We start from the raw sequence: 22,949 nt of genomic DNA, 5'->3' as shown, positions 1-22,949 counted from the left end.
ATTGGCGCGATGAAACAAATAAAAAAGCCGCGTCAGTGACGCGGCTCATATTTCGTGGTTTGACCTCTAACGTAGTGCCAGAGAGATGGCTTCACCCACCTGTTGCGTGGTTGCATTGCCTTTCATATCCGGCGTTTTCGGGCCGCTGGCAATAACCTGTTCAATTGCCGCCAGAATACCGTCGTGGGCTGCTTTATAGTTGGCATCACCGTTGCCAAGGAAGTCGAGCATCATGGCGCCAGCCCAGATAGTGGCAATAGGGTTGGCGATGTTCTTGCCGTAGATATCAGGGGCCGAACCGTGTACTGGCTCGAACAGGGACGGGAAGGTGCGTTCCGGGTTCAGGTTGGCAGAAGGTGCAATACCAATCGTTCCGGTACAGGCCGGGCCGAGATCGGAGAGGATGTCGCCAAACAGGTTGGAGGCAACCACGACGTCAAAACGCTCCGGCTGCATCACAAAGCGGGCGCAAAGTATATCGATATGTTGTTTATCCCAACGGATCTCGGGATAGTTAGCCGCCATTGCTTCAACGCGCTCGTCCCAGTACGGCATGCTGATGGCCAGACCGTTGGATTTGGTCGCCGAGGTCAGGGTTTTGCGCGGGCGATGTTGTGCCAGCTCGAAAGCGTAACGCAATATACGATCCACGCCGCGACGGGTGAAGACCGACTCCTGGATAACCACTTCGTGTTCGGTACCTTCGTTCACGCGTCCGCCGAGTGAAGAATATTCCCCCTCGGTGTTCTCGCGCACCACATAGAAATCAATGTCACCAGGCTGCTTGCCCGCCAGCGGGCAAGGGACGCCCGGAAACAGGCGTACCGGGCGCAGGTTGACGTACTGGTCGAATTCGCGGCGAAACTTAAGCAGTGAACCCCATAGTGAGATGTGGTCCGGTACGGTGTCCGGCCAGCCAACGGCACCAAAATAGATAGCATCGAAGGATTGCAACTGCTCATGCCAGTCATCCGGCATCATCTTGCCATGATGGGCGTAGTACTCGCAGCTGGCCCATTCCATTTGCTCAAAGCTGAGTGACAACCCCCAACGCTCGGCGGCTGCCTGCAATACCTGAATGCCTTCAGGCAGGACTTCTTTACCAATGCCATCTCCGGGGATAGCGGCAATACGACAGGTTTTCTTCATAGCAGCTCTCACTTGTACGCCATCAAAATTGACTTTCCCCGTATCCTATAATTGACTGATTAATAGTTAATCCCCCTAACTGGTGAAACATAAAACACAGATCATGAATAATCTGCCGCTGCTAAATGATTTACGCGTCTTTATGCTGGTTGCACGTCGTGCGGGATTTGCCGCCGTTGCCGAAGAGCTGGGCGTATCACCGGCTTTTATCAGTAAGCGAGTTGCCCTGCTGGAGCAAACGCTGAATGTGGTGCTGCTGCACCGAACAACGCGGCGCGTAACCATCACGGAAGAAGGGGAACGGATTTACGAATGGGCACAGCGGATCCTGCAAGATGTCGATCAGATGATGGACGAGCTGTCCGATGCCAGGCAGATCCCGCAGGGGATGCTACGAATTATCAGTAGCTTTGGTTTTGGCCGCCGGGTGGTCGCTCCGGCGCTGTCTGCGCTGGCAAAAGAGTACCCGCAGTTAGAACTGAGGTTCGATGTTGAAGACCGTCTGGTAGATATGGTCAATGAGGGCGTCGATCTCGATATTCGTATCGGGGATGATATCGCGCCGAACCTGATTGCCCGCAAGCTGGCGACTAACTACCGTATTCTGTGCGCCTCGCCGGAGTTTGTGGCGCAGTATGGGGCGCCGAAACAACTAAACGATCTTGCCACTTTTCCTTGTCTGGTCATTAAAGAGCGCGACCATCCGTTTGGTATCTGGCAAATGCGCAATAAAGAGGGCGCACACTCAATAAAAGTTACGGGTCCTTTGTCGTCTAATCATGGTGAAGTGGTGCATCAGTGGTGCCTTGATGGGCAGGGAATAGCCCTGCGGTCGTGGTGGGACGTTTGTGACAACATTGCCAGTGGACATTTGTTACACATACTTCCCGAGTATTATCAACCAGCGAATATTTGGGCAGTATATGTTTCTCGGCTGGCGACGTCGGCAAAAATCCGTATTACGGTTGAGTATTTGCGCCGCTATTTTGCCGAAAACTACCCGAAGTTTACTTTGGAATAAAAGGAGCTATAGGTTGGCAAGAGACAGAAAATATAAAAGGCAGAATAATCTGCCTTTTTCGTAACCATAATTTAGCGGCAAAAGAGTTTATTTAGACTCTTCTGCTTCAGGTAATGTCACGTTAAGTTCGAGGATCGAGATATCGCCGTCTTTTTGTTCAAGTTGTACGGTGACCATTTCAGGATCAATTTGTACATACTTGCAGATAACGTCGAGAATATCCTTGCGCAGCTGCGGTAAATAATGTGGCTCGGCGTCACTACGACGACGTTCCGCAACAATAATCTGCAGTCGCTCTTTAGCGATGTTCGCTGTGCTCTTTTTCCGCGAGAGAAAAAAATCCAGTAATGCCATAACTTATCCTCCGAACAGGCGTTTGAGGAAACCTTTCTTCTCTTCTTCAATGAAGCGGAAAGGACGTTCTTCTCCCAACAGACGGTCTACGGTATCAGCATAGGCTTTACCGGCATCAGCATTGATGTCGAGAATAACCGGCTCACCCTGGTTAGACGCGCGCAGGACTGACTGATCTTCAGGAATCACGCCAACCAGCTTGATTCGCAGAATTTCCAGTACGTCTTCCATGCTCAGCATGTCACCTTTATTTACGCGGCCAGGGTTGTAGCGCGTAAGCAGCAAATGCTCTTTAATTGGATCTTCACCGTTTTCCGCGCGACGAGATTTCGACGCCAGAATACCCAGAATACGGTCAGAGTCACGTACAGAGGAGACTTCCGGGTTAGTAGTAATAATCGCTTCATCGGCAAAATACAGGGCCATCAGCGCACCGGTTTCAATACCCGCCGGAGAGTCGCAGACGATGAAGTCGAATTCCATCGTTTTTAGATCGTCCAGAACTTTCGCGACGCCTTCACGCGTCAGCGCGTCTTTATCGCGAGTCTGTGAGGCCGGAAGAATAAAGAGATTTTCGGTGCGCTTATCTTTGATTAACGCCTGATTTAACGACGCATCGCCCTGAATAACGTTGACGAAGTCGTAAACGACGCGGCGCTCACAACCCATAATCAGATCGAGGTTACGCAGGCCGATATCAAAATCAATAACGACAGTTTTCTTTCCCTTCTGGGCCAAACCTGTAGCGATGGCCGCGCTGGAGGTGGTTTTGCCAACGCCCCCTTTACCCGAAGTAACAACAATAATGCGTGCCATAGAAATTCCTTGTTAAAAAGGGATCAATTCAACGGTTGAACTGTCAAAGCGTTCTCTGCTAATTGCAGACGTGCCGCTTTGCCATAAAATTCTGCTGGGATTTTATCACTCAGCCAATAAACACCTGCGATAGACACCAGTTCTGCCGTCAGATGGGTACAAAAAATTTGCGCTTCCCGGTCACCGCTTGCCCCTGCCAACGCACGGCCTCTCATCATTCCATAAACATGAATATTGCCATCAGCGATAAGCTCTGCGCCTGCACTGACGTGGCTTGTAACAATCAGATCACATTGTGGTGCATAAATGCGCTGACCGGAACGAACCGGCACATTAATTAATCGTGTTTTTGTGATGGGAGTAACGTTTTGCGGCGGAGCGACGGGAGCCGGGGCCTCAACGGGCGCAGGACGAATCGCTTTTTCTTTACCCTCAGTCAGTAAAGGAAGACCCATTTCGTCGATTTCAGCCTTGAGTCTGGCGTCTTTGCATCCGCTAACGCCGATAATGCGCAATCCGGTAGACGCGACAACTTTCTGCAGCGCTGACCAGTTTACCGGGCTTTCAAGACCACTCACGTTAACCACGACGGGAGCATGTTTTAAAAAAGCAGGTGCCTGCGCGATTTTGTCTTCCAACGCCTGACGAATAACCTCGGGTTCTGCTTCATGTAAATGAACCACTGACAAGGTGAAGCTACTGCCTTTAAGCTCGATTGGCGTGTTTGACATCCTGGCCTTACTCAATTTGCTATTTATCATCCCCAGCGCGGGGTGATATTCCGAAGACTATAAGGCATGTTATAGTCAGTATTATATTGAGGCAAGCCACCATTCCGTGAATTCAGAGTAAAAGATATGTTTTGTGTGATCTACCGAAGCAGTAAACGTGACCAGACCTATTTATATGTCGAAAAAAAAGACGATTTCTCGCGAGTTCCTGAAGAACTGATGAAAGGATTTGGTCAGCCGACGCTGGCAATGATGTTGCCGCTTGATGGCCGTAAAAAGCTGGTTAATGCCGATCTGGAAAAAGTAAAACAGGCACTCACCGAGCAGGGCTATTATTTACAAATACCAGCGCCGCCAGAAGATTTACTTAAACAGCACTTGGCCGCGGCGAAACAAAATACACCAGACGCTAAACGTTAAACTGCATCCGGCAGCAGCACGCCCCATCGATGCAGTACCTGAAATTGATAACTACGTTAGGGGAAAATAATGTATCAACATCATAACTGGCATGGTGCTCTGCTGGATTATCCGGTGAGTAAGGTGGTTTGCGTAGGGAGTAACTATGCCAACCATATTAAAGAGATGGGCGGAATGCCTCCGGAAGAACCGGTGTTATTTATCAAACCGGAAACCGCGCTGTGCGATTTGCGTCAGCCGCTGGTGATCCCATCTGATATGGGTTCGGTTCACCATGAGGTTGAGCTGGCGGTGCTGATTGGCGCGACCCTACGTCAGGCGACGGAAGAACATGTGCGTAAAGCCATCGCGGGCTATGGCGTCGCGTTGGATCTGACCCTGCGTGATATTCAGGGCAAAATGAAGAAGGCGGGGCAACCGTGGGAAAAAGCGAAAGGCTTTGATAACTCTTGCCCGCTTTCAGGGTTTATTCCGGTGGCGGAATTTAATGGTGATCCCCAGAATACGATACTGGGATTAACGGTCAACGGTGAAACACGCCAGCACGGCTCCACGGCGGATATGATCCATCAAATCGTTCCTTTGATTGCCTATATGAGTCGTTTCTTTACCCTCAAAGCAGGCGATGTTGTGTTGACGGGGACGCCAGCGGGCGTTGGGCCGTTAAACAGCGGCGATGAGCTGGCCATCAGTTTTCATGGTCAAACGCTGACGACACGCGTGCTGTAATCTCTTCTTGCCGCCTTTTCGGGCGGCAAAACTTGCATCAGCGTGCCAGACTGGTTATAAGGTGCAGCTTTATTGCAATAGCGGATACCCTGATGAGCGACATACCTTTCTGGCAAAGTAAAACCCTGGATGAAATGACCGATGCCGAGTGGGAGTCATTATGTGACGGGTGTGGTCAATGCTGCCTGCATAAGCTGATGGATGAAGACACCGACGAAATCTATTTTACCAACGTCGCGTGTAAGCAGCTCAATATCAAAACCTGTCAGTGTCGTAATTACGAGCGCCGATTCGAGTACGAGCCTGACTGTATCAAACTGACGCGCGACAATCTGCCTACCTTTGAATGGCTGCCGATGACCTGTGCGTATCGTCTGTTAGCGGAAGGTAAAGGGCTGCCGGAGTGGCATCCGTTGCTGACGGGATCCAAAGCGGCGATGCACGGTGAACGTATTTCAGTACGTCATATTGCGGTGAAAGAATCGGAAGTGCGTGACTGGCAGGACCATATTCTGAACAAACCTTCATGGGCGGACTAAGCCGCCCATCAGTTAGCAGGCGTGAAGGCTTAAGACTTTTTCGCCTGATACATCTCATCTCCATGGTTGTCATCTTCAACCCAGAAATTGATGTTGAATTGCGCGTCGTCGCTTAATTCAACGCGATGCCAGTACTGCGGCGGGCTGGTCGCGAACTGACCGGCATTAATCACCACTTTCACTTCAGGTTCTTTTGCGTCTTCATTGGCAAAGCCGTAATACGTTACTGTACCTTCCATCACGCAAAGCTGGCCAAAAACGCCTGCCGCGGTGTTATGGTGAGAAAGAAGTGCTGCGGGGACATTGTCTTTGGTAAAGAAGGGAGTAGAGCGTTTAACTTTCCAGTTTGCCGGGATGCGTAAATGGGACATAAGACATCTCCTTGGTTTGGCATCTATAAGATGTATTTAATATACATCTTATAGATGCCAGCAGGCAATGAATTTAAGGCAAAAAAAACGCTCCCGAAGGAGCGTCTGTGTTAGCGACCGAAGAGGTCACGTTTTTTCGGCTTGAATGGCTGTGCTATCACCACCAGCACGGCGACCACCAGGTAGGCGGCGAAGATACCCAACAGCCACTGCGGCATTTCCAGGGTTAAAAAAGACCACTGGCGCTCAGCACAGTCACCGGACGCTAAAAACACCTGCGGCAGCCATTTGTCCAGTGGCAGCCAGCTTGGGAAGCGTGCGGCAAAATCACAGGTCATAAACGGTGATGGGTGCAGCTGAATCATGGTGTGCTCATACGCTAACTGAAGTCCGCGCCAGGCACTGTAAATCCAGATTATCATCGCCACATAGCGCAGCGGTGTTTTTGGTGCGATAGCACCCACCAGCCCTGCACCCATCACGCCAAATAATGCGCTACGCTCGTAAATACACAACACGCAAGGTTTTAGCAGCATGACGTGCTGGAACCACAGCGCGACGAGCTCCAGCGCAAAGGCGGTTAACGCCAACAATAACCATGCTCCACGACCTCGGGAGCACTGGTTTAAAAATCGCAACATAATCATTTCCCTGCAACATGCGTAGAGACCGCAGTTTAAACCAATTCACTTTATGCGCCACTAGCGGGAATTGAAAATTTGCGTAATCGGATATTTATCATGCAAAAAGTCAAACCGGGCAGTGATTTGCCCGGTTAATTGTTATGAAAGTGTAGCTAACCAGCCCGTTTGGGTCATCCATTCGGTCACCGGGACAAGCGTGAACTCGACGCAAAGCAGACCGACGAGTGTCAGGACGAGAGTATAAGGAAGGGCCATCCACACCATGCGACCATAAGAGAGGCGAATCAATGGTGCCAGTGCAGAGGTCAGCAGGAACAGGAATGCGGCCTGGCCGTTTGGTGTGGCCACGGAAGGCAGGTTGGTCCCGGTATTGATTGCCACCGCCAACAGCTCATACTGGTTGAGACTGATAGTCCCTTGTTCCAGCGCGGCTTTGGCTTCGTTAATGTAAATAGTGCCGACAAACACGTTATCAGAAATCGAAGACAGCAGGCCGTTGAAGAGATAAAACAGCGTCAGTTGAGCATGCTCAGAAGACTGCAAAACAAACTGAATTATCGGCGAAAAGAGCTGTTGATCGATAATCACCGCGACAATAGAGAAGAACACGGTCAGCAGCGCGGTGAAGGGCAGCGACTCGGTAAAGGCTTTTCCTATCGCATGTTCGTCGGTGACGCCCGTCAACGAGGTTGCCAGAATGATGACCGACAAACCGATCAATCCGACTTCTGCCAGATGCAGGGCCAATGCAACTACCAGCCAGACGCCAATAATCGCCTGGATAATCAGTTTGATTTTGTCCTGGCGGGTACGTTGTTGGCGGCTCTGATCGTCAAACTGTTGCAGGACATCACGGACGGTCTCCGGCAGCGTTTCGCCATAGCCAAACCAGCGCAATTTCTCGACCAGCACGCAGGTTAACAGGCCGCAAATCAGTACCGGGACGGTAACCGGCGACATGCGCAGGAAGAAGTCGCCAAAATGCCAGCCAGCCGCTTTGGCGATAATCAAGTTTTGTGGTTCGCCCACCATGGTCATCACGCCGCCTAACGCCGTACCGACCCCCGCGTGCATCATCAGGCTACGCAGAAAACCCCGGAACTGCTCAAGAACGACCTTATTGTGCTGATCGATATGGCTGTCATCGAGCATGTTGTTGTCTTCCGCGCGGGAAGAGGCAACGCGATGATAGATGCCATAAAAACCGACCGCAACGCTGATGACCACGGCCACGACGGTCAGCGCATCAAGGAACGCCGAGAGGAAAGCGGCCGCAACACAAAATGCCAGCGACAGCAGCGTCTTGGAGCGAATAGTGAGCAACAGACGCGTGAAAATAAATAGTAGCAACTGCTTCATAAAGTAGATGCCTGCCACCATAAACATCAGCAGCAATAGCACCTCAAGGTTTGCGGCAACCTCTTCACGAACATGCGTGGCGCTGGTCATACCAATAATGACAGCTTCGATAGCCAACAGCCCACCAGGCAGTAGTGGGTAGCATTTTAACGCCATCGCCAGCGTGAAAATGAACTCGGCCACAAGCAACCAACCGGCGATAAAAGGGTTGATGAAAAAAATAATCGGGTTAACGACTAAGAAGACAAGCAGTGCAAGTTTGTACCAGTCTGGTGATTGACCTAAAAAATTGCGCCACATCGCGCGGCCCCATGATAGCTCCATGGTGATTTCCCTACCTTTAAAAATGAAATCATGTTTTTATGTTTGACCGCAAAGCTTAGCGGGAGGAGGGAGTACAGGCAAGCTATTCACGAGACTGGCAAGGTTGGCTGTACTGTAGCGTTATTTGGAAAATGAAGCCTTGATCCACTTTTTCTTCATTGCGTCAGCTATCAGCTAAGATACCCATCTGGTATGATGTGTGTAACTATGTTTTGCTGTGTAATGGAATTTTTACTATGGTCATTAAGGCGCAAAGCCCGGCTGGGTTCGCGGAAGAGTACATCATTGAAAGTATCTGGAATAACCGCTTCCCACCTGGCACTATTTTGCCTGCTGAACGTGAACTCTCCGAACTTATTGGGGTGACACGTACCACGCTACGCGAAGTATTGCAGCGGCTGGCGCGAGATGGCTGGTTGACCATTCAACACGGCAAACCGACGAAGGTGAATAACTTCTGGGAAACCTCCGGGCTGAATATTCTTGAAACGCTGGCGCGTCTCGATCACGAGAGTGTCCCGCAGTTGATTGATAATCTGCTGTCTGTGCGTACCAATATTTCGACGATCTTTGTTCGTACCGCGTTTCGCCAGCATCCTGATAAAGCGCAGGAGGTTCTGGCGACGGCAAATCAGGTGGCCGACCACGCTGACGCATTTGCCGATCTGGATTATAACATTTTCCGCGGTCTGGCATTTGCCTCCGGCAATCCGATTTACGGTTTAATCCTCAATGGTATGAAAGGATTATATACCCGCATTGGACGTCATTATTTTGCCAATCCGGAAGCGCGCGCGCTGGCGCTGAGCTTCTACCGTAAGCTGTCAGAACTCTGCGAGCAGGGCGCTCATGAGCAGGTGTATGAAACGGTGCGCCGCTATGGTCACGACAGTGGCGAGATTTGGCATCGCATGCAGAAGAACCTGCCGGGCGACTTAGCTATTCAGGGACGTTAATCGCTCCATGCCGGATGGCGACGCCAAAGCGTGTTATCCGGCCTACAATGCGTGCACTTCGTAGGCCGGATAAGGTGTTTACACCGCCTCCGGCAATAAGATTTACAGACCGTTCATCCTTGGCGGGCAACGCTCCAACAACTCCACGCTGCCATCTTCATTTTGCTGCTCCAGCATCACGTCAAAACCCCATAGCCTGTGTACGTGCTTGAGCACTTCTTTGCGTCCTTTATCCAGCGGTGCGCGGTTATGCGGAATATAGCGTAAGGTGAGCGAACGGTCGCCACGCAGATCGACATTCCAGATTTGAATATTCGGTTCCAGGTTGCTGAGGTTGTATTGCGACGACAACCTGTTGCGGATCTCACGATATCCTTCCTCATTATGAATCGCAGAAATCTCCAGGTAGTTGTGACGATCGTCATCCAGCACGGTGAACAGGCGGAAATCACGCATCACCTTTGGTGACAGGAACTGACTGATAAAGCTCTCATCTTTGAAGTCGCGCATCGCGAAATGCAGGGTTTCCAGCCAGTCGGAACCCGCTATATCCGGGAACCAGTATTTGTCCTCCTCAGTCGGCGACTGACAAATACGTTTGATATCCTGAAACATGGCAAATCCCAGGGCATACGGGTTTATCCCGCTATACCACGGACTGTTGTAGGGGGGCTGAAATACCACATTGGTATGGCTATGCAGAAACTCCAGCATAAACCGTTCGGTGACTTTACCTTCATCATAAAGGTGGTTCAGGATGGTGTAATGCCAGAAAGTGGCCCAGCCTTCGTTCATCACCTGCGTCTGTTTCTGCGGATAAAAATACTGGCTGACCTTGCGTACAATGCGCAGCACTTCGCGTTGCCAGGACTCCAGCAGCGGGGCGTTCTTCTCCATGAAGTACAGCAGGTTCTCCTGTGGCTCAGAGGGATAACGCCGGGCTTCTGCCACGGTTTTCTCTTCCTCTTTCTTCGGCAGCGTGCGCCACAGCATATTCACCTGACTTTGCAGATACTCTTCACGATTTTTCTGACGGGCTTTCTCTTCCTGTAGGGAGATTTTTTGCGGGCGTTTGTAACGGTCCACACCGTAGTTCATCAGCGCATGACAGGAGTCGAGGAGCTTTTCGACTTCATCCACGCCGTAACGCTCTTCACACTGGGTAATATAGTTTCGCGCGAAGATCAGGTAATCGACAATGGAACTGGCATCCGTCCAGCTACGGAACAGGTAGTTGTTTTTGAAGAAGGAGTTGTGTCCGTAGCAGGCATGCGCCATCACCAGTGCCTGCATGGTGATAGTGTTCTCCTCCATCAGATAAGCGATACACGGATTGGAGTTGATAACGATCTCATAGGCCAGCCCCTGCTGACCATGCTTATACAAGCGCTCGGTTTCAATAAACTTTTTACCAAACGACCAGTGAGGATAGTTGATCGGCATCCCGACGCTGGAGTAAGCGTCCATCATCTGTTCGGAGGTGATCACCTCGATTTGGTGCGGGTAGGTATCCAGTCTGTAGAGTTTCGCCACGCGGTCTATCTCTGCCAGATAGACATCCAGCAGATCAAACGTCCAGTCGGGTCCATCGCTTAACCGTGTGCTGTCCTTGTTCATGGAATCAATCGTAGCCATTCGCGCACCCTCATTGTTGGCGGCACTCTCTGTCTGGAGTACCTCATTTCAAGCATAGATCATGGTGTTAAAAAACGTGCTGCGGCAGAAATTTTTTCTTTGCGATTTCTCGTTGGCGAGGCGTTGAAAAACGGCATGGTCACAAAATTTTATGCTGGATAAAAATAACGCACAGCAGGAGATGCCAAAGCGGAGAGTTCCCCGCCGCTACCGCTATATGTGAAGTAAGTCACCATAAAAAAGCCATATGTTGAATAATATTTTCAACTGAGTTATCAAGATGTAATTAGATGATTGTTCTTTTACTGTTAACGGAGTGGCTATGCGAGTTGTCATACTGGGAAGTGGTGTCGTTGGCGTGACCAGCGCCTGGTACTTAAGTCAGGCTGGACACGATGTCACCGTCATTGATCGTGAGCCCGGTCCGGCGCTGGAAACCAGTGCGGCGAACGCGGGGCAAATCTCTCCAGGTTATGCAGCACCATGGGCGGCACCAGGCGTACCGCTAAAAGCAATTAAGTGGATGTTTCAGCGCCACGCTCCGCTGGCCGTTCGTCTTGACGGAACCCAGTTCCAGTTGAAATGGATGTGGCAGATGCTGCGCAACTGCGACACCAGCCACTACATGGAAAATAAAGGGCGGATGGTGCGCCTGGCGGAATACAGCCGAGATTGCCTGAAAGCGCTGCGCGCCTCTACTGGTATTGAGTACGAAGGGCGCCAGGGCGGAACCCTGCAACTTTTCCGTACCGCTCAACAGTATGAGAACGCCACCCGCGACATCGCCGTGCTCGAAGACGCTGGCGTGCCATATCAGCTGCTGGAAGCAAACCGTCTGGCGGAAGTCGAACCGGCACTGGCAGAAGTGGCGCACAAACTGACCGGCGGTCTGCGTTTACCGAATGACGAAACCGGTGACTGCCAGCTGTTTACCCAGCGTCTGGCGCAGATGGCGGAGCAGGCGGGCGTTAAGTTTCGCTTTAACACCCCGGTCGATAAGCTGCTGAGCGATGGTGAGCAGATTTATGGCGTCCAGTGCGGCGAAGAGATAGTTAAAGCCGATGCCTATGTGATGGCGTTTGGTTCGTACTCCACGGCGATGCTGAAAGGGATCGTTGATATCCCGGTCTATCCGCTCAAAGGCTATTCGTTGACCATTCCGGTGGCGCAAGACGACGGTGCACCGGTTTCTACTATCCTTGATGAAACCTACAAAATCGCTATTACCCGCTTTGACAATCGTATTCGCGTTGGAGGCATGGCGGAGATTGTCGGCTTTAATACAGAACTGTTACAACCTCGTCGTGAAACGCTGGAAATGGTCGTACGCGATCTCTTCCCGCGCGGCGGTCATGTAGAGCAGGCAACCTTCTGGACCGGACTGCGTCCGATGACGCCGGACGGTACGCCGGTGGTGGGGCGCACCCGCTTTAAGAATCTGCTGCTCAATACCGGCCACGGCACGCTGGGCTGGACCATGGCCTGCGGCTCCGGTCAGCTGCTGAGCGATATCCTTTCTGGCCGCACGCCAGCTATACCTTATGACGATCTGAGCGTGGCGCGTTACAGTCCGGGGTTTACCCCCTCTCGTCCACGGCATTTACATGGCGCACATAACTGATAAGGACGTGAGATGACCCGCCCGATACTGGCCAGCATTGACCTGCAGGCGTTGAAACAGAATCTGACCATTACCCGCCAGGCCGCACCGGACGCTCGCGTCTGGTCGGTGGTGAAAGCCAATGCGTATGGACACGGCATTGAACGCGTCTGGAATGCGTTGGGCACAACCGATGGTTTTGCCATGCTCAATCTTGAAGAGGCGATAACCCTGCGCGAGCGCGGATGGAAAGGCCCGATACTCATGCTGGAGGGTTTTTTCCACGCCGAAGACCTGACGGTATATGACAATTATCGACTGACCACCTGTGTACACAGTAACTGGCAGCTAAAAGCATTGCAGAATGCGCGCCTGAAGGCACCGCTCGATGTTTACCTGAAGGTGAACAGCGGTATGAACCGGCTTGGTTTTTTACCGGAAAGAGTTCCCTCGGTCTGGCAACAGCTGCGGGCGATGCCCAACGTCGGCGAAATGACGCTGATGTCCCATTTCGCCGATGCGGAGCACCCGGATGGTATCCAGGAAGCTATGGCGCGTATTGCGCAGGCGACTGAAGGGCTGGAGTGCAGACGATCGCTGTCGAATTCGGCCGCCACGCTGTGGCACCCTGAAGCGCATTATGACTGGGTTCGTCCGGGCATTATTTTGTATGGCGCATCGCCTTCGGGACAATGGCGAGACATCGCTAACACCGGCCTGAAGCCAGTGATGACTCTGAGCAGCGAGATAATCGGCATACAAACGCTGAAAGCTGGCGATCGGGTGGGTTACGGTGGCCGTTACACTGCCAGCGGCGAACAGCGTATTGGTATTGTAGCGACCGGCTATGCAGATGGTTATCCGCGCCATGCGCCAAGCGGAACGCCTGTGCTGGTGGACGGTGTACGTACCGGGACGGTGGGGACGGTCTCAATGGATATGCTGGCTGTGGACCTGACGCCGTGCCCGCAGGCAGGGATCGGGACGCCGGTAGAACTGTGGGGCAAAGAGGTTAAAATTGATGATGTGGCCACCGCCGCAGGTACGGTAGGGTACGAGCTAATGTGTTCTCTGGCGCTGCGCGTGCCAGTTGTGACGGTGTAACTTTATATGGAATTGCCTGATGCAACTGCGTTTATCAGGCCTTCAGAGTCAGTGCATTTTGTAGGCCGGGTAAGGCGCAGCCGCCACCCGGCAAAAAATATCCGCTTTACTCATCCTCATCTTCAGCAACGCGAACACCGACCTTCAGCACGGCATTATCTTCCTTCTCGGCCACAGTCCAGATCATACCCGCGAATTCCACCTGGTCACCGACGACGGGCGCGGCACCAAGCAGATGCTGGACAATTTCACCCAGCGTTTGCTGCTTATCACGATACTCTGTGCCATCTTCCAGGCCATAAATCAGCGCCACATCGGCATATTTTGCGCTGGCTTCAAGAATAAAATCACCGAAGAATCGCTGGTCTAACGACACCGGCGGCGACTGGCTGAACAGCTTGCCGAGAGCCGGGAGATCGCGCTCGCGGCCAATGACGCACAGAACGTCACCTTCACGCAGGCGCGTACTGCCGGAGGGGTGAAACAGCACGTTGTCGCGAAACAGGGCGGCAATTCGTGTTTCTTCCGGCATATGCAGGTCGCGCAGTGCGGCGCCCACACACCACTTATCCGCGCTGAGCTGATAAACAAACTGCTCCCACGGGTTATCCGGGTGAATATCAAGACCAATGCGCGACACGGGCCAGCCGACGGGAGGGACCACCACTTTGGCTTTTTTTGCGGCCCATGAAAGCGACGTTCCCTGAAACAGCAACGAGATAAGTACCACGAAGAAGGCGACGTTAAAGAACAGGCGCGCGTTCTCCAGACCCGCCATCATCGGGAAGACGGCGAGGATGATGGGTACCGCACCTCGCAGACCCACCCAACTGATGAAAATGCGCTCGCGCAGGTTAAAGCCACGAAACGGCAGCAGTCCGGCGAAAACCGAAAGCGGGCGGGCAATGAATATCATCCACGCAGACAAAATCAGCGCAGGGATTGCGATAGGCAGCAGGTCGGACGGCGTAACCAGCAGTCCGAGCACCAGGAACATGGCGATTTGCGCCAGCCAGGCCAGACCGTCGAAGTTTTGCAGAATACCAAATCGGTTGCGGATGGGGCGATTACCCAGCAGGAAACCACACAGATAAACCGCCAGAATACCGCTGCCTTCCAGCGCAGTGGTCAGGGCAAAAATCAGGATCCCACCGCTTAACGCCAATAGCGGATAAAGTCCGGCAGGCAGAGAAATGCGGTTAATCATCTGCTGGAGCATATATCCACCGCCCAGACCGATAGCGATGCCTAAGCCAAACTGCTGGATAATGTGCACCGCGAACATCCAGCTTAAACCGGTCTCGTGGTTTTGGATCATGGCGATGAGCGTGATGGTCAAAAACACGGCCATCGGGTCATTACTACCGGATTCAATTTCCAGCGTAGAGCCAACGCGTTCGTTAAGCCCCTTACCGCCAAGCAGGGAAAAGACCGCCGCGGCGTCGGTTGAACCAACAATCGCGCCAATCAGGAGTCCTTCGATAAGATCCAGATGAAACAGCCACGCGGCCATCATGCCGGTGAGTCCGGAAGTAATCAGCACACCGACCGTCGCCAACGATAGCGCCGGGCCTAACGCAACGCGAAAAGAGCTGGCCTGGGTGCGCATCCCGCCGTCGAGCAGAATAACCGCCAGTGCCAGGTTACTCACCATGTAGGCGAATGGATAGTTATCGAAAGGTATGCCGCCTATACCATCCACGCCCGCCAACATACCGATAGCGAGAAATATCACCAGAATTGGGATACCGAGACGTGATGAGAATGAACTGAGTAAGATACTGCAGGTGACGAGAACGGAACCCAAAATAAAAAGGCTAATAATTGCTGCGGCATCCAACGTTCGGTTACTCCTGAATTACGCTGTTTCGTATTAATAAACCCTACCATAATAACGACAGAAACAGCGTTTTACTTAGCCCTATTAGCCGCTTTTTTTACTATTTTAGTACCGGATGCCCACTTAAGGTGAGCTGAGTGCCGTTTTTATCATTTTTCAGCACCGCATCGGCTCCCAACGGCAGGGTGACAGTACGTTGCTCATGGCCAAAATCGAGGCCGCCGATCAACGGAACGGACAGTCTGGCGCGCAGAAAATCACAAACCGAATCAAGATTGTAACCTGCGTCGTAATCATTCGGCGCACTGCCGCTAAAACTGCCGAGGATAATGGCGTTTTGCTGGGCCAGTATTCCGGCGTGGTACAGCTGCAGCAGCATGCGCTCGATACGGAATGGATGCTCGTTAATGTCTTCCAGCACCAAAATGCCGTTTTTGATAGCCGGCATCCACGGCGTACCCATCAGCGAAATGATCATCGCCAGATTTCCGCCCCACAGCGTACCTTCAGTTGCGCACTGAGGACCGTCACCCTGCCATTCGAGGGTAAATTGGGCATTACGCAAAGCCTGCCAGAAATGGTGCTCGGTGAAGGCGTTCATCTCCTCGGCACCGAAGTTCGCCGCCAGCATCGGGCCGCTGAAGCTAATCACATTCCCTTGAGACAGCAGACCACACTGGATCGCCGTAAAATCGCTGTGTCCGCACAGCAGCAGTGGATCTTGTTGCTGGCGAGCAGCCAGCCCCTGCCAGTCGATCTCTGCCAGTAAACGGCTCGCGCCATAGCCGCCGCGTACCGCCATCACAATAGTATCGGGGGTTTTCAGATTAACGAGCGAGTTCACATCAGCAAGCCTTTCTGCCTCTGTACCCGCAAAACGCTGGCAGCGGCGCGCAATGACTGCTGAATTGTCGACCTGATGACCGGCCTCAGTAAGACGCGCAAGCCCACGTAAGGCAGCCTGCTGATTGATACAGTAGCCCGACGGGGCAATTAAGTGAAACCGGGACATGGCATTTCCTTGCTACAACTAAAACCAAATGTATATCATGCCGCGTAGGTATGTCGTTGTCACCTCAGCGACAGGTTCCGGCTATAAGGATAGATGACGTGAAATTGAGATGGTTTGCTTTTTTGGTTGTATTACTTGCGGGCTGTAGTTCAAAACATGATTACAAAAACCCGCCGTGGAATGCTGAAGTCCCGGTTAAACGCGCAATGCAATGGATGCCGATCAGTGAAAAAGCCGGTGCGGCCTGGGGTGTCAGTCCACAATTGATTACCGCTATTATCGCCATTGAATCAGGCGGAAATCCGAATGCGGTCAGTAAGTCCAATGCGATTGGTCTGATGCAGTTGAAAGCCTCAACTTCAGGACGCGATGTTTATCGCCGCATGGGATGGAGCGGAGAGCCGTCGACCAGCGAGTTGAAAAATCCTGAGCGCAATATCTCAATGGGGGCAGCATACCTGAGTATTCTGGAAACCGGACCGCTGGCCGGAATTGAAGATCCGCAGGTGATGCAATATGCGGTGGTGGTGTCGTACGCCAACGGGGCGGGCGCGCTACTGCGAACGTTCTCCTCCGACAGGAAAAAAGCGATCAATAAGATCAACGATCTCAGTCCGGATGAATTTATTGATTATGTGGCTGATAATCATCCGGCGCCGCAGGCTCCGCGCTATATCTGGAAGCTTCAACAAGCGCTGGATGCGATGTAATTCAGGTGATGCTAATCGCGCACCTTGTTTGACTTTTCCCGGGCCTCGCGTTCAAGGGAAAAAATAATCCGCTGTAAGTTCCGCTCCACCGCCGGGCCGACGTTGAGAAAACGAAAGCTCAGGCGGGGAGTGGTAATGGTTTCGTTTTTACTGTCGATAACTTTGCGTTCGCTAATGGAAATAAGCTGGGCGTCAACGTGATACACCCCCCATTGTTCCATGTTCAGTTCAACCTGCGCGAAGCGTATACCTTCTACCAGCCCTTCTGGTTTTGCCGTTTCTAACAGCCCGCCCATACCGCCAAGCGACAAATCGAATAAGCGAAAACACAGCGTGCTGTTGTCCGGCATTTTTGCCGTGCAGCGATAGGGAGGGTGCAGCGGAGCGCCGATGCGGAAATATTCCCGACGCTGAACAAACCACAGGGAAGGCGGCAAGGATGAAATAAACGCCGGCAGTTGCTGATACTCGCCTTTTTTAAGTTGTGGCAGGGTGAATTCTACTTTGGCTCCCTGTGTTTCGGCGATAATCGAGATCTGGCTGGCCCGCTGTACGGCCTGGTTTTCATATTCCTGGCTGCCAAAATCCATGACCAGTTCGTCCGGGCTTACGGCCAGAACTTTGCTGATGAACTGGCCGCCTGACCAGGAGATACGCAGTGGAACCTGCTGCGACTTTAAGTCCCGAAGTACACCTAACACCGCTAACGGATTTTGCTTCAGGAACTGCTCATTGTAGTTACTCACACCTAATGACTCCTGGATGCCTGGTTTGTCGTTGGGTTATCGGCATTAACTGACAGAACTTAATACAAATGGATGAAATTTTTTACCAAACCCAATGAATTAAGTCTGCGTGATAAAAGCATGTCGTGACGGCTTGCCTATACTTTAAGTGCTGGCGCAGGAATGTCTTGCGCGTGCGTTCACTGGAAAGAGGGCCTGAAAATGGGAATTATTGCCTGGATTATTTTTGGTCTGATTGCGGGGGTTATCGCCAAACTGATTATGCCGGGGCGCGATGGCGGTGGATTTATCCTGACCTGTATTCTGGGTGTCGTCGGTGCTGTGGTCGGTGGATGGCTGGCAACGATGTTTGGTATTGGCGGCGATGTCAGCGGGTTTAATCTCCACAGCTTCCTGGTGGCCGTGGTCGGCGCAATTGTTGTGCTGGGAGTCTTCCGGCTTGTTCGACGAGATTAATCGAACGGCCTCCGAGTGGTAATGCCGTTCAGTTAATCATGTAAGGTGAACATGTGATTCTTGTTCAGGGTTCCGTTCACCTCAACGGTGTCATTTCTCTAAAGCGCAGATACCCGTGAACGTGCAAGGGAGGCTCGCCGCCGCCTCCCTTGCATCCCAGGCTCCCGGCGGGAAAATCGTCGCTGCGCGAGTTATTCGTCTTATGCCGTCTGCCTGTCGGGTCGGGGGCGAGCCTGCGTCCATGCAGGCCGTCCCCTCTGTCCGCATCCCTGCGGACAGCCCCGGTCAGCCGTCAACGCCTCATCGATTTTCAGCCGGACCGGGGGTATCGCTTCAACGCTCTGACTTCCAGTTAAATCTGTTTTGCTGTTTTAACAAAAAACGCAGAAGGTGAGGTGTGAGTTGGTCCGGCTGAAAATTGCCGACGTGTTTCCGTAAGGCCGGGAGAACCCGCATGGATGCGGGTTCAGGGCGCGCTTTGCATGGATGCTACCTCGCGCCCGGCCCGGTAGCCTGAAGGAATAAGCGGAGAGAACCACGAAGTGGCAATTTTCCCGCCGGGAGCCGGGATTGTAAAGGGCGTGACGGAGAACGCCCTTTACACGTTCACAGGAGTCCTTGTTTCAGAGAAACTATGAACATGAGGTGAACGGAACCCTTTTTCTGAGAGTGCATATTCAAAACTTCTACCCACACCGGCGATACTTTCTGAAACTAAGGCGTTAACTGAAGAGCATTACTCCGAGTGGGGCCGTTTCTTTGCATCGTTAAATCAGAACTGGTACTCAATTCCTGCCCAGTAGTTGCGACCTTCTTCGATAAATCCTTCGCTGTACACGTATTGTGTATCGAACAGGTTATTGACCGAAGCGTTAACGCTAAACCCGTGACCGATGGCGTAGTCAGCGCGTAAATGGGTAATGGCGAAACCAGCGGCTTTCTGCGAGCCGTCGCTATTGCTATAGCTCGACGAACGGGCCTCTTCTGACAACGTAATGCTCAGCGGATCCCACGGTTTCAGCGTCATCCAGGCGGTGAGGGTTTGCGTCGGCAAATCGGTTATTTTGCCGATATCGCTGCGTTTAACGTCCGCATGAATCAGGCCATAGCTCAGCCCAACATCCAGCATATCAAAGACTTTACCTTTAACACCTGCATCCAGACCGGTGTAATCCACCCGGCCGCTGTTCTGATTCTGGATGGTATCGGCATCAATGTTGTGTGAAAGAATGGCATCGCTGATGCGGTTGTAATAGACGCTGGCTTCGAATCCCCAGTCTTTGCCAAGTGAACCATTCCAGGTCAGATCCACGCTGCGGGCGCGTTCCGGTTTAAGCTGCGGATTGACCAGTGCCACCTGGTTATAGGCCGGTTTCGAGGTGGTGTAGCGCTCTTTAAGCGTAGGGAAACGCGTTCTGTCAGAGTAGGACAGCGCTAATGTGTCAGCATTATCGAAGTGATATTTGGTCATCATCTGCCAGTTGAAAGCTGACTGATTGTTGTCATCATAGTGGGTGACGCTGCCATTTTTCTCGTGCTTCATACCTTCCAGACTGTCGCGCCAGTCATAGCTTATTCCCGCCACTACATCGACATTATCTGCCGCTGCCCACTGATATTCACTGGCAACAGACCAGGTGCGGTCTTCGTAACGGTCGTAAGCCGCATTCGGTGCGCCTTTCTCGCGGTGAACATCATCCTTCCAGTTCACCGCGAAAGAGAGCTGGTCGTTTTCACGCATATCCGCAGCGAGCTGCAGACCAGCTCCATCGCTATAGTCTGAATAATGACTGTAGCTGCCTTTCTTGTTTTTCAGATCGGCAAGCGAGTTGTACATCATCAACGTATTTTCAAATGTGTCGCGATAGAGACGGCTTTTCAGGGTAAAACGGTCGCCCAGATGGGTAGTGCCCTGATAGTAATAGCTCTCTTTATCGTACTGTGGCCATTGCCAGTAGCGTGATTTCTGACTGCTGGTTCCAGCGTACGGCGGGTTATCTTTTTCACCGTCCTGATTAATATAGGTCAGCACATATTCGTCATCACCACGTGGGGTAAAGCCCAGCTTTACGATGCCGCGTTTGTCATCGGCAGAGGAGTTGATCATCTTGCCGTTGCTGCCCGCAATAGGGTTGTCCACGCCGTGCGGTAGGCCAAGAAAATCCTGCTTCAACTGACTGCCACTGAGCTGGATGTAGCCGAGATCGTTGCTGGCGCCAAATGAAGCGTGCATATCGTGGGCATTGTCTTTGCTACGACTTCAGCCCTGGCGATAGCCAATGCTGCCTTCAATCAGTTTGGTTGGTCTTTTAGTGGTGATATTGATGGCGCCGCCCATCTGGTTCGGCCCTTGTAGCAGAGACGAGTAGCCTTTGGATACTTCAACCGAAGCGATATCGGAGGTCAGAAAACGGCCTAAATCGAGGTTGCCGTCATAGGGGATGTATACCGGCACGCCGTCAAAATAGACGGGAACCTGACGGCTGTCAAAACCGCGGACTTTCACCTGCTGCTCATTGCGGTTGCCTGACTTTTGCAGCACGACGCCGGGGACAACGCTCAGCGCCTGCGCCACGTTTTGCTTATCCAGTTGCTGCATCGTTTCCTGGCCGAGAACCGTAGTGGTTGCCGCGGAGGCCGGGCTTGACCAGACGGTCATGGTTTCGCTTTCCTGCCCAGCAAAAGCACTGTGCGCGAAAGCAAACGACAGGGCTGTGTAAAGATAACTTTTGTTGAAATTCATTATTTTTAGTCCATTTATAAATGTTATATGCCACGTGCGTCCGGGCTCAGGCTTACTTTGATATCCGCAGGCGGAGCGTAGTAAGGCGCGGAAGTGATGAAAAGTCTGATGCCACAGTCGAGATAACTCGCCAGTGAGGCGAGGGTAATGCCGCCAGTCAGCGCCAGCGTGCAATGGGGGGCCAGAGAAGGGGCCTGGCGGACAATTTCTGTTGCTTGCTCAGGGCTAAATTTGTCGAGTTGCAGGACATCGGGTGCGGCGCGTAGCGCGGCTAATGCCTCATCTGGCGTATCTGCTTCAACCACTATCTTTTTTTCTGGTGCGTGGCTGCGTAAGCGCGCAATCGCGCCGGCCCAGTCGTTTGGGTTGGGAAGAAAATGGCGGTGATTAGCAAACAGCAGCACCGTTTCGGCGCATCCTCCGCGATGGATAATGCCTCCTGCGGCGAGTATTGCCTGAGTCGCCAACAAACGCGTGCCGGGAATGGCCTTGCGGGTACAGGCAATCTGCCCGTCGGGATAGCGTTGGCGCAGCATGCTCAGCATCTCGTCGAGATAGCGCGATACGCCGCAGCTCCATTCCAGCACATTTTGTACCGCTTTCCAGCCCTGGTGCAGCGCCGCCGCATTCCCATGTGCGCGAATCAAACGCTGTCCTGCACTTACCTGTTCACCATCGGCTACCCTGTCGCTGACGGTCAGCCCTAATGAGGTGAGCATTTGTCCGGCAACGGCGGTGCCGCTAACGCATCCGCCCTGGCGATGATAAAACTCCATAACGCCTGGCTGTGCGCCGATTCCCAACGCGCGGGTAGTCAGATCGCCGCCCTGAATATCTTCCAGCAGCAACGTATCGGTTTGCGCCTGCGAAAAGTAGATCATCGCAGCACCTCCGGCGGCACGCTGTCCCACCAGATAAGCGCCCAGTCACGGCTGGCGGGGGCAATCGCGCGTGGATCCTGCTGCTGATACCAGGTTTCCAGACGTTCGACCTCGTCGGCGCTCAGCTCCCCCATACTCCAGCGCACGTTTTCCAGAAAACGCGTCCAGGTGCTGTTGTCCTGCTGACAGTTGGGCCCGCGGATAAAATCAACATGCGCGTGGATCCCCATCTGATACAGGACATTAAGCGCGTAGATATAGTTTGGAAGCTCAATCACTTCGCGGCCCAGCGCACGTTGAATGGTGGGGGAAACGAAAGATGAACTGACGAGATGAGTGGTGTAAACCCGCAGCCGGGCCTGATTATTCAGTTTAGTCATTGCCTGACGCATATCGGCAACCAGCGTAGAGCGCGAGGCGACGGCGATATCGCACTGAGGTAAATCATCCCAGTGTTCCTCCCAGGCCCGTTGCACCCACTGTACGTGACGGGCGTTCATTTGCGCAGCGCGACGGGCAGCTACGCCAAGCATTCCCTGGCTGTAATCTACGCCGTAAATTATTGGCATCTTTTTAGCCAGCGCCAGCGAGACCGTACCGGGACCACATCCCATGTCAAACAGCGACTCCGCCCCTTTCAGGTCGATTTTTCCCAATAGTTGCAGCAGATAGCTGTCGGTTAATGAGGCACAATTTTCCGCCATTTTTTCCGCACGCTTATCCCAGTGCTCCGGCTTTTTCTCGGTTCTGTTCGCCAGCTGTAACTGTTTACGGTAAAGATCGGCAAAATCAATGTCGTCAATGAGCAT

Annotated in this window: 22 protein-coding genes and 1 pseudogene; 9 read left to right on the top strand and 14 right to left on the bottom strand. The window is 52.5% G+C overall.

Annotation, left to right across the window (positions count from 1 at the left end; translation table 11 throughout):
- Window positions 1-66 precede the first annotated feature (66 nt).
- Complete coding sequence (gene dmlA, locus BZK41_RS05740; protein WP_079937495.1) at window positions 67-1,149, bottom strand: multifunctional D-malate/3-isopropylmalate/tartarate dehydrogenase; 1,083 nt, start codon at window positions 1,147-1,149, stop codon at window positions 67-69.
- A 103-nt stretch (window positions 1,150-1,252) separates the two neighbouring features.
- Here dmlA and BZK41_RS05735 point away from each other — a divergent pair, with 103 nt between their 5' ends.
- Window positions 1,253-2,170 (top strand): LysR substrate-binding domain-containing protein, encoded by a 918-nt coding sequence (locus BZK41_RS05735; protein WP_079937494.1) that lies wholly within the window; start codon window positions 1,253-1,255, stop codon window positions 2,168-2,170.
- Window positions 2,171-2,257: 87 nt separating this feature from the next.
- Here BZK41_RS05735 and minE read toward each other — a convergent pair whose 3' ends face one another.
- The 3 genes from minE to minC are packed head-to-tail and all read right to left on the bottom strand — an operon-like array spanning window position 2,258 to window position 4,071.
- On the bottom strand, window positions 2,258-2,524 hold the full coding sequence (gene minE / locus BZK41_RS05730) for a cell division topological specificity factor MinE (RefSeq protein WP_003833739.1): 267 nt from the start codon (window positions 2,522-2,524) through the stop codon (window positions 2,258-2,260).
- Between the two features lie 3 nt (window positions 2,525-2,527).
- Window positions 2,528-3,340 carry a septum site-determining protein MinD gene (minD, locus tag BZK41_RS05725; protein WP_003020956.1) on the bottom strand — a complete coding sequence of 271 codons (813 nt, stop codon included), beginning with the start codon at window positions 3,338-3,340 and terminating at the stop codon, window positions 2,528-2,530.
- Window positions 3,341-3,363: 23 nt separating this feature from the next.
- Window positions 3,364-4,071, bottom strand: a complete 708-nt coding sequence (gene minC, locus BZK41_RS05720) for a septum site-determining protein MinC (protein WP_003833736.1) — start codon at window positions 4,069-4,071, stop codon at window positions 3,364-3,366.
- A gap of 126 nt (window positions 4,072-4,197) precedes the next feature.
- Between minC and BZK41_RS05715 the strand changes: the two genes are divergently transcribed.
- The 3 genes from BZK41_RS05715 to BZK41_RS05705 all read left to right on the top strand — a co-directional run bounded on the left by BZK41_RS05715 (window position 4,198) and on the right by BZK41_RS05705 (window position 5,759).
- On the top strand, window positions 4,198-4,491 hold the full coding sequence (locus tag BZK41_RS05715; protein WP_079937493.1) for a YcgL domain-containing protein: 294 nt from the start codon (window positions 4,198-4,200) through the stop codon (window positions 4,489-4,491).
- 69 nt (window positions 4,492-4,560) lie between these two features.
- A complete protein-coding gene (locus BZK41_RS05710) occupies window positions 4,561-5,220 on the top strand; it encodes a fumarylacetoacetate hydrolase family protein (protein ID WP_079937492.1) in 660 nt (219 codons plus the stop codon).
- 92 nt (window positions 5,221-5,312) lie between these two features.
- Complete coding sequence (locus BZK41_RS05705) at window positions 5,313-5,759, top strand: YcgN family cysteine cluster protein (RefSeq protein WP_003020944.1); 447 nt, start codon at window positions 5,313-5,315, stop codon at window positions 5,757-5,759.
- 29 nt (window positions 5,760-5,788) lie between these two features.
- Here BZK41_RS05705 and BZK41_RS05700 read toward each other — a convergent pair whose 3' ends face one another.
- From BZK41_RS05700 to nhaB, 3 genes are all read right to left on the bottom strand, one after another.
- A complete protein-coding gene (locus BZK41_RS05700; RefSeq protein WP_003020940.1) occupies window positions 5,789-6,130 on the bottom strand; it encodes a DUF1971 domain-containing protein in 342 nt (113 codons plus the stop codon).
- 110 nt (window positions 6,131-6,240) lie between these two features.
- Entirely contained in the window at window positions 6,241-6,771 is a 531-nt protein-coding gene (gene dsbB, locus BZK41_RS05695) for a disulfide bond formation protein DsbB (protein WP_003844060.1), read from the bottom strand.
- A gap of 141 nt (window positions 6,772-6,912) precedes the next feature.
- Entirely contained in the window at window positions 6,913-8,457 is a 1,545-nt protein-coding gene (gene nhaB / locus BZK41_RS05690) for a Na(+)/H(+) antiporter NhaB (protein WP_079937491.1), read from the bottom strand.
- 236 nt (window positions 8,458-8,693) lie between these two features.
- Here nhaB and fadR point away from each other — a divergent pair, with 236 nt between their 5' ends.
- On the top strand, window positions 8,694-9,413 hold the full coding sequence (gene fadR / locus BZK41_RS05685) for a fatty acid metabolism transcriptional regulator FadR (protein WP_079937490.1): 720 nt from the start codon (window positions 8,694-8,696) through the stop codon (window positions 9,411-9,413).
- 102 nt (window positions 9,414-9,515) lie between these two features.
- Here the strand turns inward: fadR and BZK41_RS05680 are convergent, their stop codons facing one another.
- On the bottom strand, window positions 9,516-11,048 hold the full coding sequence (locus BZK41_RS05680) for a SpoVR family protein (protein WP_079937489.1): 1,533 nt from the start codon (window positions 11,046-11,048) through the stop codon (window positions 9,516-9,518).
- A gap of 322 nt (window positions 11,049-11,370) precedes the next feature.
- On the opposite strand from BZK41_RS05680, the gene BZK41_RS05675 reads away from it, so the two are divergent.
- Complete coding sequence (locus tag BZK41_RS05675) at window positions 11,371-12,669, top strand: D-amino acid dehydrogenase (RefSeq protein WP_003833553.1); 1,299 nt, start codon at window positions 11,371-11,373, stop codon at window positions 12,667-12,669.
- A 12-nt stretch (window positions 12,670-12,681) separates the two neighbouring features.
- Window positions 12,682-13,752, top strand: a complete 1,071-nt coding sequence (dadX, locus tag BZK41_RS05670; RefSeq protein ID WP_079937488.1) for a catabolic alanine racemase DadX — start codon at window positions 12,682-12,684, stop codon at window positions 13,750-13,752.
- 106 nt (window positions 13,753-13,858) lie between these two features.
- Here dadX and BZK41_RS05665 read toward each other — a convergent pair whose 3' ends face one another.
- Both BZK41_RS05665 and ldcA read right to left on the bottom strand, forming a co-directional pair.
- Complete coding sequence (locus BZK41_RS05665; protein ID WP_079937487.1) at window positions 13,859-15,592, bottom strand: potassium/proton antiporter; 1,734 nt, start codon at window positions 15,590-15,592, stop codon at window positions 13,859-13,861.
- 100 nt (window positions 15,593-15,692) lie between these two features.
- Complete coding sequence (gene ldcA / locus BZK41_RS05660; RefSeq protein WP_079937486.1) at window positions 15,693-16,604, bottom strand: muramoyltetrapeptide carboxypeptidase; 912 nt, start codon at window positions 16,602-16,604, stop codon at window positions 15,693-15,695.
- 98 nt (window positions 16,605-16,702) lie between these two features.
- Here ldcA and emtA point away from each other — a divergent pair, with 98 nt between their 5' ends.
- Entirely contained in the window at window positions 16,703-17,314 is a 612-nt protein-coding gene (emtA, locus tag BZK41_RS05655) for a membrane-bound lytic murein transglycosylase EmtA (RefSeq protein ID WP_079937485.1), read from the top strand.
- Window positions 17,315-17,325: 11 nt separating this feature from the next.
- Here emtA and BZK41_RS05650 read toward each other — a convergent pair whose 3' ends face one another.
- Window positions 17,326-18,060: a flagellar brake protein gene (locus BZK41_RS05650; protein ID WP_003020911.1), complete on the bottom strand. Its 735-nt coding sequence runs from the start codon at window positions 18,058-18,060 to the stop codon at window positions 17,326-17,328.
- Window positions 18,061-18,261: 201 nt separating this feature from the next.
- On the opposite strand from BZK41_RS05650, the gene BZK41_RS05645 reads away from it, so the two are divergent.
- On the top strand, window positions 18,262-18,516 hold the full coding sequence (locus tag BZK41_RS05645; protein ID WP_003020908.1) for a GlsB/YeaQ/YmgE family stress response membrane protein: 255 nt from the start codon (window positions 18,262-18,264) through the stop codon (window positions 18,514-18,516).
- A 772-nt stretch (window positions 18,517-19,288) separates the two neighbouring features.
- Here BZK41_RS05645 and BZK41_RS05630 read toward each other — a convergent pair.
- From BZK41_RS05630 to BZK41_RS05620, 3 genes and pseudogenes are all read right to left on the bottom strand, one after another.
- A pseudogene (locus BZK41_RS05630) lies at window positions 19,289-21,259 on the bottom strand (TonB-dependent receptor).
- A 23-nt stretch (window positions 21,260-21,282) separates the two neighbouring features.
- Entirely contained in the window at window positions 21,283-22,140 is an 858-nt protein-coding gene (gene modD, locus BZK41_RS05625; protein ID WP_079937484.1) for a ModD protein, read from the bottom strand.
- Window positions 22,137-22,949 (bottom strand): class I SAM-dependent methyltransferase, encoded by an 813-nt coding sequence (locus BZK41_RS05620; protein WP_079937483.1) that lies wholly within the window; start codon window positions 22,947-22,949, stop codon window positions 22,137-22,139. The genes modD and BZK41_RS05620 overlap by 4 nt, the downstream gene beginning before the upstream one ends.

This window comes from Citrobacter sp. A316 (assembly GCF_002042945.1).
GTDB lineage: Bacteria > Pseudomonadota > Gammaproteobacteria > Enterobacterales > Enterobacteriaceae > Citrobacter > Citrobacter portucalensis.
This window is presented reverse-complemented; position numbering and strand designations above follow the sequence as displayed.

What these genes read in the sequence shown, in the direction of transcription:
- BZK41_RS05710 (WP_079937492.1), top strand. Translation starts at nt 4,561, where the DNA reads ATGTATCAACATCATAACTGGCATGGTGCTCTGCTGGATTATCCGGTG.
- modD (WP_079937484.1), bottom strand. Translation starts at nt 22,140, where the DNA reads ATGATCTACTTTTCGCAGGCGCAAACCGATACGTTGCTGCTGGAAGAT.
- ldcA (WP_079937486.1), bottom strand. Translation starts at nt 16,604, where the DNA reads ATGTCCCGGTTTCACTTAATTGCCCCGTCGGGCTACTGTATCAATCAG.
- BZK41_RS05620 (WP_079937483.1), bottom strand. Translation starts at nt 22,949, where the DNA reads ATGCTCATTGACGACATTGATTTTGCCGATCTTTACCGTAAACAGTTA.
- BZK41_RS05735 (WP_079937494.1), top strand. Translation starts at nt 1,253, where the DNA reads ATGAATAATCTGCCGCTGCTAAATGATTTACGCGTCTTTATGCTGGTT.
- BZK41_RS05715 (WP_079937493.1), top strand. Translation starts at nt 4,198, where the DNA reads ATGTTTTGTGTGATCTACCGAAGCAGTAAACGTGACCAGACCTATTTA.
- BZK41_RS05700 (WP_003020940.1), bottom strand. Translation starts at nt 6,130, where the DNA reads ATGTCCCATTTACGCATCCCGGCAAACTGGAAAGTTAAACGCTCTACT.
- fadR (WP_079937490.1), top strand. Translation starts at nt 8,694, where the DNA reads ATGGTCATTAAGGCGCAAAGCCCGGCTGGGTTCGCGGAAGAGTACATC.
- BZK41_RS05680 (WP_079937489.1), bottom strand. Translation starts at nt 11,048, where the DNA reads ATGGCTACGATTGATTCCATGAACAAGGACAGCACACGGTTAAGCGAT.
- minD (WP_003020956.1), bottom strand. Translation starts at nt 3,340, where the DNA reads ATGGCACGCATTATTGTTGTTACTTCGGGTAAAGGGGGCGTTGGCAAA.
- dadX (WP_079937488.1), top strand. Translation starts at nt 12,682, where the DNA reads ATGACCCGCCCGATACTGGCCAGCATTGACCTGCAGGCGTTGAAACAG.
- dsbB (WP_003844060.1), bottom strand. Translation starts at nt 6,771, where the DNA reads ATGTTGCGATTTTTAAACCAGTGCTCCCGAGGTCGTGGAGCATGGTTA.
- BZK41_RS05675 (WP_003833553.1), top strand. Translation starts at nt 11,371, where the DNA reads ATGCGAGTTGTCATACTGGGAAGTGGTGTCGTTGGCGTGACCAGCGCC.
- dmlA (WP_079937495.1), bottom strand. Translation starts at nt 1,149, where the DNA reads ATGAAGAAAACCTGTCGTATTGCCGCTATCCCCGGAGATGGCATTGGT.
- BZK41_RS05645 (WP_003020908.1), top strand. Translation starts at nt 18,262, where the DNA reads ATGGGAATTATTGCCTGGATTATTTTTGGTCTGATTGCGGGGGTTATC.
- nhaB (WP_079937491.1), bottom strand. Translation starts at nt 8,457, where the DNA reads ATGGAGCTATCATGGGGCCGCGCGATGTGGCGCAATTTTTTAGGTCAA.
- minE (WP_003833739.1), bottom strand. Translation starts at nt 2,524, where the DNA reads ATGGCATTACTGGATTTTTTTCTCTCGCGGAAAAAGAGCACAGCGAAC.
- BZK41_RS05705 (WP_003020944.1), top strand. Translation starts at nt 5,313, where the DNA reads ATGAGCGACATACCTTTCTGGCAAAGTAAAACCCTGGATGAAATGACC.
- minC (WP_003833736.1), bottom strand. Translation starts at nt 4,071, where the DNA reads ATGTCAAACACGCCAATCGAGCTTAAAGGCAGTAGCTTCACCTTGTCA.